Origin of the sequence: Candidatus Ichthyocystis hellenicum (assembly GCF_001460935.1) — a bacterium.
In the GTDB taxonomy this organism is placed as follows: Bacteria; Pseudomonadota; Gammaproteobacteria; order Burkholderiales; family 2013Ark19i; genus Ichthyocystis; species Ichthyocystis hellenicum.
On the sequence record NZ_LN906597.1, the window covers coordinates 1,273,333 to 1,285,317 of the forward strand.

Genomic DNA, 11,985 nt, shown 5'->3' on the forward strand with positions numbered 1-11,985 from the left:
TATTCAGGTTTTGTTATAATTTAATCATCGAAGTTTTTGGGTATTTTGGAGTTAGATTTATAAATGTTGCTCATATCTGATAACAAATTGTCAAAAACTAACCTGGCAGTGTATTTATTTGGTAAAAGTGCTATCTCTCCAATTAATACAGTTGATTTTTTAACTATCTCTTTTAGTCTTCCTTTTTCAATTAAGTAATCAACAAATTTTATAGATTCATTTTCCATCTTTTCCTTATCAATCGCATTATAAATATCCATTATATTTCTTAAAAAGGATTTGGTTATACGCACATTATGAAATGGCTTAAATAATCCATCAGAAATATCAGTTATATCTGATCTATCAATTGCAAGTATTATTTTCTGTGGCAAACAAAGTATAGTATCTACTATTAAGTATTTTAATAATTGTGAAATTTTATTTTTTCCATCGTAATCAATAGTTTTCCCAATCATGGTAATGTCACTTGAATCAAAAATATGGAAAAAATGTTCATTTGGCATATCATTTATATCTTTTACGATATTATTGCATTGTTGGTATAGCTTGTCGAAAAAAATAAAATTAGACATGCATGTATGTTTGATATATGAAATAGACATTCCAGGTGATATTAATATGTCTGCATCCCGTATAATATTATCAAGGTATGGATGAATTTTATCTAATATATAGTTTCTAACATTTGAATAAGTTACAGAAATATTAATGCTTGATTGGTCAATGTTAAATTTCCTTAATATTTCATCCATAAATACTTTTTTCTCATCTATATTAATCTTTCTAATGGCAAGTTCATATATGTTTTCCCCTGGGGCTAGATGCTCCAGGCAATTTCTAGGCTTACTATTGTCAATTGTTGATTCATTATTTAATTTCAGCGGTCCATTTTCAGTAAATGATTTATAATATGAACTGTAGATGTCCTTGGTTATATCTAACAGCAAATAATTTGCCATCATTATGGCTGTATATTTGTTGGGTAAAAACAATTTTTCCTCATAAAGGATAAACGATTTATCAACTAACTCTTCCAATTTCGTAATTATATCTGATTTGCTTATTTTTAGAGATTTGTTTTCTACCATTAACTTATCTGCAGTACGGATATCAATTACATTTCTTATAAATGATTTAGTTACCAATATACCGTGGATGTTTACAAACATATATTTTGAAATGTCACCTTGTCCTAATTTCTCTATTACGGATTTTATGCTATTTGGCAAATTACGTATGGTGTCTATTATTAAAATTTTTAATAATTTCGTAAGTCTTTCTTTCTTACTTATAGCAAGTCTAGTCATATCAATAAATAAACTATTATGCTGATCAATATCAACCTTGCGTTGAGCTATGCATAAAAAATCTTTATGAGGAACTACCTCTAAGTCTTTTTCAATTTCTTTGCAGCATTTAAATAATTTATCAAAAAAAGCATGATTTGATATACACTCACGATGAATATCTGAAATAGACATTCCAGGGGTTAGATTTATATTTTCGGTTCGTATAATGCAATTAATGCATGGAGAAATTTTATTTGAGATATACTTACGTATGTTTGAACAGGTTCGAGTAATGTCAATGTGTGATTTATTAAGTCCTTTACGCTTAAATTTATCACCTAATTCTTCTAGCATCGCTTGCTCAAATAGTTTTTTTTCATCAACATCTATTTTTTCTATAGCATATTCATATATACTAGTTCTCAATTCTGCATAACATATGTTGCTGCATTTATATGTTATTGGCATTATTTTCAATTCTTCCGGTAATATATATCTTGTGCAGTTTTGGGGTGTGGAATTATGTTGTTTTACTGTTTTGGGATTAACTACATTCTCGGCAAGAGAATTGCTTTTTGTTGTAAAGGTGTTGGAGTTGCTGTAGATATCTAAGAGTAAATTGTTAATGATTAATGATACCGTAGATTTATTTGGTGATAGTACCATTTTGTTATTAACTAGTATGACTGAGTTTTGCAAAGATTTTTCTAGTTTTTCCTTTATGTATGGATCTTCAATATTTATAGATTTGTTTTTCATTGGTGATTTATCATTGTTATAAATTTCCACTACAGTTCTCATAAAAGATTTAGTGACATATGCTCCATGTAATTGCGTAAACAGGCCCTTCAAAACATCAATTGTGGAGAAATTTTCTATCACGCATTTAATTTTCTGTGGCAAGTTGATGATGTTGTCTACTATCATGCTTTTTATTATCGATGAAAGTTTATTTTTTCTACCGGTGTCAATTTCTTCTATGTTAGCATCCAGGTTCTGTCCCGCACTGAAATTTATATGATTTTGGATGATATGTAAAAATTCCTCTTGTTGGGTTGCACGTATTTTTCTTGAAGTTTTTTTGCAGCATTCTCGTAGTTTATCGAAAAAGGTTTTATTTGATATGCATTTAACATATATGCCTAAAATAGACATCCCTGGTGTTATGCATATATCAGCAGTGCGTATGATTTCATTGATGTATGGAGAGATTTTATCTATAATATATTTGCGTATGTTTGAATAGGTCTTAGAGATATTAATACGTGATTTAGTTAATCCACTAGTTTTGATTTCATTATTAAATTCTTTTAGTATGGTGTTCTTAAGCATGTTCTCTTCATCGACGTCAATTTTTTCAATGGCAATCTCATAAATACTAGTAACTAATTTTGTGTTGAATATATTGGCGTAATTATACAGGTCTGACACTACCGCTAGTTGTTCTGGTATTACATGCTGCTCCACACAGTCTTTAGAATTAATTTGTTGTTCGTTGGATGAGATATCAAATTTGCTAGTCAAATGGGATTGTTTTGTAACAAGTGTACTTATTTGTTCAATATATTTTTTATCTTCAGTTAGCATTATCTTCGGATTGATAAATTTTATTTGGTTCTCATTTTTACTTTCAGTAAGTAATTTCCATTTAATATGGAGAGGGACATCAATCATATCTAGTAGTAAATGTCCGGACATTAATGATACCATGGATCTATTTGGCGAAAATAAATTTCCGTTAAGGATGACAGTAGATCTCCGTAATAGTTCTTTTAGTTTTATTTTTATAAATGAATTGTCAATTTCTAAATATTTGATTTCTGGAATTAATATTTCAGAGACGTAAATGTTTGCCACATCTCTTATGAATGATTTGGTGACGTATGCTCCATGTAATTGAACAAACATACTCTTATAAATATCGTTTAAGTTAAATTTTTCTATTACGGACTTAATGTTTTTAGGCAAGCTACAAATAGTTTTTATTATCGAATATTTTATTAACAAAGAAATTTTATTTTTTGTATAGTCATCTGCCTGTTCTATATCTGTGTATAGATATTTGTCTGGGTGAAGATGGACACACTTTTGAATTAGGGTCAAAAAAAATCTGTGATGTACTTTATCTGTTTTTTTTGCAATCTCCTTGCATTTTTTACGTAGTTTTTCAAAAAAAATTTTATTTGATATGCATTTTTTGTATACGTCTGATAAAGTCATTCCGGGGATTAGAGATATATCTGCAGTGCATAGAATTTTATTGATGTTAGGGCAAATTTTATTTGCAATGTACCTGCGTATGTTTAGATAAGTGCGACTTATATTTATAAATGAGCTAGAGTAACAGTTAATTTCATTGCTGAATCTTATTAATATTGCTTTTCTAATCAATTTTTTCTCATCAACATTAATTTTTTTGAGGGCATTTTCGTATATGCTTGACAATGATTTTGTATCAAACATATTGCTGCGACCATAAAATCCTGTCACCAATTTTAATTTTTCTGGCACTGTGTATTTTTTACATCTTTGAAAATCACCTTTATTTCTGATAGCTGGATGATTGAGTTTCTTCTTAGTATTTGGATTTGTAGGTGCAGCATTAATTTTCGCGGATGTTGTTTTTAAGTATTCTTTATCGAAACTGCTTTGATTACTATTTTTTTTGCTATCATGACGCAGTTGCTTTGCCTCAAGAGATGAGTTTGTGATTTTTATTTCGTTTTCAGTAATTGTGTATCTTGTATAAATATTATCTATGTCTAGCAGCAAATGATTAACCATTAGTGATGCTGTAGGTTCATCGAGTGAAATTGTATTTCCTTCAAGGTATATAACAGAAGTAAGTAATTCTTTTTCTATTTTGCTTTTTGTAAGTGACTTATCCATTTCTGTAAATTTTGTCTCTATCATTAATTCATCAAAGCTATAAGAATTTGCTAAATTTCTCACGAATGATTTGGAAATATATGCTCCGTGAATTTTAACAAATGTACCCCTTAAGATATCAATAGGTTCAAATTTTTCTATTGCGGACTTAATTTTAAGTGGCAAATCATTTATGGTATCTATTACTAATCTTTTTAATGATACAGAAATTTTATTTTTTTTGTCTTTGTTAATTCTATATACGAAATTTTTTAAGGATTTCAACGAAACAAAATTAATATAGCTTTGAATTAGTGGCAAAAATTCCTCATGTTGAGTTTTGCGTATTTTTTCTGTAATTTCTTTGCAGTTCAAACTTAAATTATCGAAGAAAAACTCATTTGATATACACTTATCTTTGATATTTGATATAGACATCCCAGGGGTTATGGCTATATCTTTTGTGCATATAGCGTTGTTAATGTATAGAGATAATTTTTCCATAATGTATTTACGTATATTTGAATAAGTGCTAGAAATATTAATACATGATTGGTCAAAATAGTTGCTTTCAATTTTATTACTAAATTCTTCCAATATTGCATACATAAATAATTTTTTCTCATCGATGTGTATTTTTTTTATGGCTCTTTCATATATGCTTGTAGTTAATTTATTAGAGCATATGTCTTCGTATCCATACTTCTTTGTTACTGAATTTAAATTTTCTGGTGTTATGTGTTTTGCTCTATTTCCTGATTTACAATATTTTTCTGCGTCTCTATTTTGTTCAAATGTTTTAATATTTCCAGTGTTAGCATGTGGTTGTTCTACAATAGGACATGTAGATGGTTGCGTATGCGTTAACAGAGTTTCACTATTATTTTCAGTTACTGTGCTTGTTTCAACTGATGAAATTTCATGCGAAATGCCTAGTTTTATCTCACTCGGTTCTGTTTGGTCTTCAAATAAATCCTCCGCCATAATATCACTATTGATTATATTATCTGGGAAGTCACCTAGTGATATATCTAAGCTATCTAAATCAATTAAAAGAGCATTTTCTATTAAATTATCTGTAATCTGATCGTACTTCAAAAACTGACTATCAGATGATACATGATCTATGCTGCTATTACTATCACCATGATCATTGTTTGATTCGCAAGTGTTGTTTGTATCAGAATTGCTGCTTAGATGATATAAAAACATATATTTCATACCTAGCCAAATTGAATATAAATGGGTAAAACTCATTTCGTATCCCAGTCAGATATTACAACAAAAGCATATGAACCTATGGTCAATTTTTCTTGGGAGGATATAATTTTTTTTATTGAAAAATAGTTTTAAGCGACCAATCAATGATGTTAGTAACAAATTTTTATGTTAATTTGTTATGATAGATTGAGTATTACCTGGCCCATTTTTAATATCCAATTTACTGTCTGATACTTGTCATATTAGCCGTCTTGGTATATTGCCTAAACTCAAGAAATTATAATATATAATACATGCGGTTCATTAATTACATAATAATATTTATTAATAAATAATTAAATCGCGGATGTATTGATTGAATTAAATGTATGTAATATGTTATTGGGAATCCATTATTTAAAGTTCTTGTAGTTTTCTGTGAATAGGTATAGCTATCCTTTGTGGTTATCGATTTAATAAAAGTTAATTCAAACAAAGTTTGTGTATTTTGCTAAAAATTTTAATTAATCAACAACAATGTATTAAAAAATTAATTTTTTTGTAATTAGAAACTTTTGTTAGATTTTTGGTTTAAAATATGAGCTCATCTCCTAATTTATTTTTTAAGTTAGTAATAGACCTACTTGCTTTGATCCTTAATTCCAAGAGATATGCTACACATTAAAAACTCTGTCTCTGTAAAAATTATTTGTAATAACATAAAACGAGATCTCATTTAATATTTTGAATTAATATTTCTATATTATCGAGATAATTTAGTTAAACTAAGTCAATCCCGCGTTTAGTGCCATTGGTATATATCCTACAGATGTTACGATATTAGATTTTGCAACTTCCCGCCAAAGTAATACTGATTGTTATTGCTACACATTTCATTTCACAGGTAAATTTTCCTCTGTTTAATTCAGCATCAGGTATTTTGGGGGCACTAATATGTAAGTGTTTTTTAGATATGTTTCTCAAGCTTTTGATATATTTATTCGAGTGGTTAATAGTCTATTAGGAAAGTCGTAATTAAATATTTATTGCTATTATTTCTTAGTCGTGAGTCACGTAATTTCATCGTTGGAGATTAGGTCAAAATCCGGGTTTAGATATACAGTTACTAGCTATTTTATAATTATGTGCTTGAAGTATTTGGTGATTTTTAACTCAAAATAGTTTGATCTTTGAGAGTGACTTGACTCCATTTGTTTGTATAGGAGAGAATGTCGTCCGGTTTTGGCATGACGGCAAGAGTTATTATTGCAAACAACAGGTATTTTGACAGGTGTTTTTGCTCTTATTGATATTTACAGTTTCAAATATGGTAGTTTTTTTATGTATATTGAACTGGTGGTGCTGAAGATAATTGATTGATTTAGATTATTTTTTATTGTTTTTGGTCGATGTGTTTCGTCCTGGCAGCCCGAAATTTTTTCTCTTTTCGTTTTGCCATTATCTGCTGACTGCTGCTGCTCGTTTCTTAACTGTTGGGGCCGGTATTTCGAGAGAGGTGTTTATGGTGGGCTTTTGTTCTCTGGAGGGAACTGGTTTTTTTATCAGAATTTTTAGATAATCTGAGTAATTAGGCCTTATCTTGGCGGTAATTGTTTTTTTTCATATTTTTGTTTCTTTATCCTTAGTAGTATTGGTTGTGCTCCAACTAGAAAAAGGTGCTGGTGTCGTTGCTGCCTTTGGTTGTGTTTGCCGTGGGTATGGTACCATGCTAGGGGGAACTGGGTTTTATAAGCATCTTCTTGGTAGTAAGATTGGTGTTGATGTTATAATTTTTTTCCTTCTTTGAGCTTTGAATTTAGTGCAAATCGATTGTTGCCATAATAAGGAGTAACTTGATTAAATCCTTGGGGCTGTTTCTGTTAGGGTGTCAGTTTTTTCCTTTGCTAAATATTTGGGTTTGTTAACCAAAAGAAGGTCAGTGACAATTTAGTTTCCCTCTAAGGGTAAGTTATTAAGGAGTGATTTAGGTTAGCTTTTGCCGACGTGGTGAAATTGGTAGACACGCCATCTTGAGGGGGTGGTGGAGAAATCCTTATGAGTTCGACTCTCATCGTCGGCACCATTTTGTTCCTATACGGGGGAGTGTCATGTTTGGCGATTACTTTTTGCTTCTGGTTTTTATAGGCTTTGGGTTTCTTGTTGGAATTGTTCCGACCATGATATCAAGGTTTTTTATTTCCAAAAATGCTCCTTACAAAGAGAAACTGGAATCGTATGAGTGTGGATTTGATCCGCTTAGTAGCGATACCAAGGATAGGTTTGATGTTAAATTCTATTTGATTTCAGTAATTTTTATTATCTTTGACCTCGAACTTGCTTTTCTTTTTCCATGGGCGGTTGCCTTTAGCTCTTTGCCAATAAAATCTATAATTGGAGTTTTTATATTTTTAGCCGAATTTTTAGTAGTTTATGCCTATATCTGGAAGCGTGGCGCCTTGGAATGGGAATAGGATCGGAGTATTATGGAACCTGTTGAGGGGGAGTTGTCTTCGCGTGGCTTTGTTACTACCACAGTTCAGGAATTAATGAACTGGATGAGGGCTGGGTCAATTTGGCCAATGACTTTTGGTCTGGCTTGTTGTGCGGTAGAGATGATGCATGCTGGTGCTGCACGATATGATCTAGATCAATTTGGTGTAATATTTAGACCATCTCCACGTCAGTCTGATTTGATGATAGTTGCCGGAACTTTGTGTAATAAAATGGCGCCTGCTTTGCGTAGGGTTTATGACCAAATGCCTGAGCCTAGGTGGGTTATATCTATGGGATCTTGTGCAAATGGCGGTGGTTATTACCACTACTCTTACTCTGTGGTCCGTGGTTGTGATCGTGTTGTTCCTGTAGATGTCTATGTTCCTGGGTGCCCTCCTACGGCAGAGGCGCTGATTTACGGTATTTTGCAGCTTCAACGGAAGATACGTGATTTTGATTATATTATTCGTTAATATGGGTCCGGTTTTATGTTTACTATCGATTCACTGAAGGCGTTATTATCAGAATCTCTTCCAGACCAAATTCAAGGTATTGTTGCTGATCGTGGAGAATTAACACTAGTAGTTTCTTGTGATGATTATCACAGTGTTTGTGAGTGGCTACACAAAAATGAGTTTTGTTCATTTGATACCATGATTGATTTGTGTGGCGTTGATTATTCGTGTTTTTCTACCAAGATGCCAAAACGGTTTGCTGTTGTTTTGCATTTGTTGTCAGTGGCTGAGAATTGTAGGTTGCGAGTTCGTACTTTTTGTGCAGATGATAGTAGGCCGTTGCTTTCTTCTGTAACCGATGTTTGGCCTTGTGCAAATTGGTTTGAGAGAGAGGCTTTCGATTTATTTGGTGTGATTTTTACTGGACATCCTGATTTGCGAAGGATATTGACTGATTACGGCTTTGTTGGTCATCCGTTTCGCAAAGATTTTCCTGTTTCTGGTTACCTTGAGATTTCTTATGATGACAGCTCGAAGAGGTTGTCCTACCTGCCAGTAAGTATTGAGCCAAGAATAAATGTTCCTTATATAATTCGTGAGGATAATTATGGTGGGTTAGGTGGTATAGATAATGGCTGATATAAAAAATTACAGTATAAATTTTGGTCCCCAACATCCAGCCGCTCATGGTGTTCTACGTTTGGTGCTGGAATTGGATGGAGAGGTTGTACAGAGGGCTGACCCTCATATCGGTTTTTTGCACAGAGCAACTGAAAAGTTGATTGAAACCCGTACGTATCTGCAGTCGTTGCCTTACATGGATCGTTTGGACTATGTCTCTATGATGTCTAATGAGCATGCTTATTGTCTCGCTGTTGAAAAGCTTTTAGGTATTATAGTTCCTATTCGTGCTCAATATATACGTGTACTTTTTTCTGAAATTACTCGTATTCTAAATCATTTGCTGTGGTTGGGATGTCACGCTCTTGATATAGGAGCTATGACGGTATTTATTTATTGCTTTCGTGAACGAGAAGATTTATTCGATATGTACGAGGCAGTTTCTGGTGCGCGTATGCATGCAGCCTATTTTAGACCTGGGGGTGTTTATCGAGATCTTCCGGATAGTATGCCTAAGTACCAGCCGTCTCGTTTTAGATCTAAGAAAGAGATTAGGCTGATGAATGAGTCTCGCGAGGGTTCTCTGCTGGATTTTATTGATCACTTCTCTAGTCGCTTTGATGGTTGTGTGGATGATTATGAAACTCTCTTAACTGATAACAGGATTTGGAAACAGAGAACGGTTAATATTGGCGTAGTATCTGCAGAACGTGCCAAGGATCTTGGTTTTACTGGTCCAATGTTGCGAGGGTCTGGAGTAATTTGGGATCTGAGAAAAACTCAGCCTTACGAGGTGTACCACCTTTTGGATTTTGATATACCAGTTGGTCGTACTGGTGATTGTTACGATCGTTATTTGGTTCGCATAGAGGAAATGCGTCAATCTAATCGGATAATTAAACAATGCGTGTCTTGGTTGCGTGACCATAAAAATGGGATGGTTATAACTGATAATCACAAGGTTGCGCCACCTACACGTTCAAAAATGAAGATGAATATGGAGGAAATGATTCATCATTTTAAGCTTTTTACTGAAGGTATGTACGTTCCTCCTGGTGAAGTTTATGCTGCCGTAGAGCATCCTAAGGGTGAGTTTGGGATTTATTTGATTTCTGATGGGGCGAATAAGCCATATAGAATAAAGATTCGTGCTCCTGGGTTTGCTCATTTGCAGGCCTTTGACGAAATGTCTAGGGGCCACATGATTGCCGATGTAGTCGCCATTATTGGCAGTCAAGATATTGTTTTTGGTGAAATTGATCGTTAGGTTGGCTATGTTATCTGCTGAGAGTTTGAGTCAAATTGATCGAGAAGTTTCCAAGTATCCGAGTGGATGTCAACTTTCTGCCGTTATGGCTGCTCTGCGCATTGCGCAGGAAGAAAAAGGTTGGTTGAGTTCTGATTTGATAGAGTATGTAGCAAAATATCTTAAAATATCTGCAATTTCAGCCCTAGAGGTTGCTACTTTCTACAATATGTACAATTTAAAGCCTACAGGATGCAATAAGCTCACTATTTGTACTAACTTACCGTGCTCTCTTCGTGGTTCCACCAAAATTGCGACATATTTGAAGCATAAACTTGGAATTTCTTTTGGTGAAACTACACCTGATGGTAAGTTTACCTTAGTTGAAGGTGAGTGTTTTGGTGCTTGCCAAGAGGCTCCTGTTATCTTGCACAATAATCATAAAATGATGTGTCGTATGGAAAAAGAAAAATTAGATGAATGGCTGGAGGAGTTGAGCCGATGAGTGCCGGTGTATGCCTTCATGGCCTAAATTTTGATGATCCTTTTGATTGGCGTCTGCCGGCTTATGAGTTGAGGTCAGGTTATTCGGCTTGGCGTCGCATATTGACGGAAAAAATACCACCTGATGTTATTGTTGATCACATAAAAAAATCTTCTCTTCGTGGTCGAGGTGGAGCTGGTTTTCCTACTGGTTTAAAGTGGAGTTTTATTCCTCGTCAAAAATCTGGGCAAAAGTATATTTGTTGTAATTCAGATGAGGGTGAGCCTGGAACTTTTAAGGATAGGGATTTGCTTCGTTATAATCCTCATGCTGTTATAGAAGGTATGGCAATTGCTGGATATGTTTGTGGGGCTACCGTAGGGTACAATTACATACACGGCGAAATTTATGAGATTTATAAGCAGTTTGAGGAGGCTATTCAGGAAGCATATGATTATTCCTTGTTGGGGAGTAATATTTTAGGATCTGGCATCAATTTTGATTTATTTGCCCATTGTGGCTATGGAGCCTATATTTGTGGTGAGGAAACGGCTCTTCTGGAATCTATAGAGGGTAAGAAAGGACAGCCACGTTTTAAGCCTCCTTTTCCTGCAAATTTTGGGCTATATGGTTGTCCCACATTGATTAACAATACTGAGACTTTTGCTTCTGTTCCTTGGATTATTAATCATGGTCCCGATGAATTTTTGTCTCTTGGAGTACCTAATAATGGCGGTACAAAAATTTTTTCCGTCAGCGGTCATGTGAATCGTCCTGGAAACTACGAGGTTTCATTGGGTACCCCTTTCCCTGTTTTGCTTGAAATGGCTGGTGGAGTAACTGCTGGAAGAAAGTTGAAGGCGGTTATTCCTGGTGGGTCGTCGGCTCCTGTTCTGCCTCGTGATCTTGTGATGGATTGCACTATGGATTACGATTGCCTTGCTAAAGCTGGTTCAATGTTAGGTTCTGGTGCTGTTATTGTTATGGATGATTCTGCATGTATGGTAAAGGCGTTGGAGAGATTATCCTACTTTTACTATGAAGAGTCCTGTGGTCAGTGTACTCCTTGTCGTGAAGGAACGGGGTGGCTGTATCGTGTTATTCATCGTATAGAGAATGGTTTAGGCAGGAACGGTGATTTGGATTTACTGGATAGAGTTGCCTCTCAAATATCTGGCCATACTATTTGTGCTTTGGGGGATGCCGCTGCTTTTCCTGTTAGGAGCTTTATTAAGCATTTTCGATCAGAGTTCGAATATCACATAACTCATAAGGATTGTTTGGTGACCAATGATTGCTATTGAAAGATAGGTATATGGGGCTTAT

General features: G+C 33.9%; 9 protein-coding genes and 1 tRNA gene. 9 read left to right on the top strand and 1 reads right to left on the bottom strand.

From position 1 onward, the window contains the following. Nucleotides 1-20: 20 nt before the first annotated feature. Complete coding sequence (locus tag Arg41_RS04970; RefSeq protein ID WP_092343587.1) at nucleotides 21-5,372, bottom strand: hypothetical protein; 5,352 nt, start codon at nucleotides 5,370-5,372, stop codon at nucleotides 21-23. 1,360 nt (nucleotides 5,373-6,732) lie between these two features. Here Arg41_RS04970 and Arg41_RS04975 point away from each other — a divergent pair. The 9 genes from Arg41_RS04975 to nuoF all read left to right on the top strand — a co-directional run bounded on the left by Arg41_RS04975 (nucleotide 6,733) and on the right by nuoF (nucleotide 11,963). Further along, nucleotides 6,733-6,939 carry a hypothetical protein gene (locus tag Arg41_RS04975; RefSeq protein WP_092343588.1) on the top strand — a complete coding sequence of 69 codons (207 nt, stop codon included), beginning with the start codon at nucleotides 6,733-6,735 and terminating at the stop codon, nucleotides 6,937-6,939. 21 nt (nucleotides 6,940-6,960) lie between these two features. Further along, complete coding sequence (locus Arg41_RS04980; protein ID WP_092343589.1) at nucleotides 6,961-7,167, top strand: hypothetical protein; 207 nt, start codon at nucleotides 6,961-6,963, stop codon at nucleotides 7,165-7,167. 191 nt (nucleotides 7,168-7,358) lie between these two features. Further along, a tRNA-Leu gene (locus tag Arg41_RS04985) sits at nucleotides 7,359-7,443 on the top strand. Between the two features lie 25 nt (nucleotides 7,444-7,468). Next, nucleotides 7,469-7,831, top strand: a complete 363-nt coding sequence (locus tag Arg41_RS04990) for an NADH-quinone oxidoreductase subunit A (protein ID WP_092343590.1) — start codon at nucleotides 7,469-7,471, stop codon at nucleotides 7,829-7,831. Between the two features lie 12 nt (nucleotides 7,832-7,843). Beyond that, nucleotides 7,844-8,326, top strand: a complete 483-nt coding sequence (locus Arg41_RS04995; RefSeq protein WP_092343591.1) for a NuoB/complex I 20 kDa subunit family protein — start codon at nucleotides 7,844-7,846, stop codon at nucleotides 8,324-8,326. Nucleotides 8,327-8,341: 15 nt separating this feature from the next. Further along, nucleotides 8,342-8,947, top strand: coding sequence for an NADH-quinone oxidoreductase subunit C (locus tag Arg41_RS05000; protein WP_092343592.1), 606 nt, complete (start codon nucleotides 8,342-8,344; stop codon nucleotides 8,945-8,947). After that, a complete protein-coding gene (locus tag Arg41_RS05005; RefSeq protein ID WP_092343593.1) occupies nucleotides 8,940-10,196 on the top strand; it encodes an NADH-quinone oxidoreductase subunit D in 1,257 nt (418 codons plus the stop codon). The genes Arg41_RS05000 and Arg41_RS05005 overlap by 8 nt, the downstream gene beginning before the upstream one ends. A gap of 7 nt (nucleotides 10,197-10,203) precedes the next feature. Further along, nucleotides 10,204-10,680, top strand: coding sequence for an NADH-quinone oxidoreductase subunit NuoE (gene nuoE, locus Arg41_RS05010; protein WP_092343611.1), 477 nt, complete (start codon nucleotides 10,204-10,206; stop codon nucleotides 10,678-10,680). Next, a complete protein-coding gene (gene nuoF, locus Arg41_RS05015) occupies nucleotides 10,656-11,963 on the top strand; it encodes an NADH-quinone oxidoreductase subunit NuoF (protein ID WP_420885858.1) in 1,308 nt (435 codons plus the stop codon). The genes nuoE and nuoF overlap by 25 nt, the downstream gene beginning before the upstream one ends. Nucleotides 11,964-11,985: the final 22 nt, after the last annotated feature.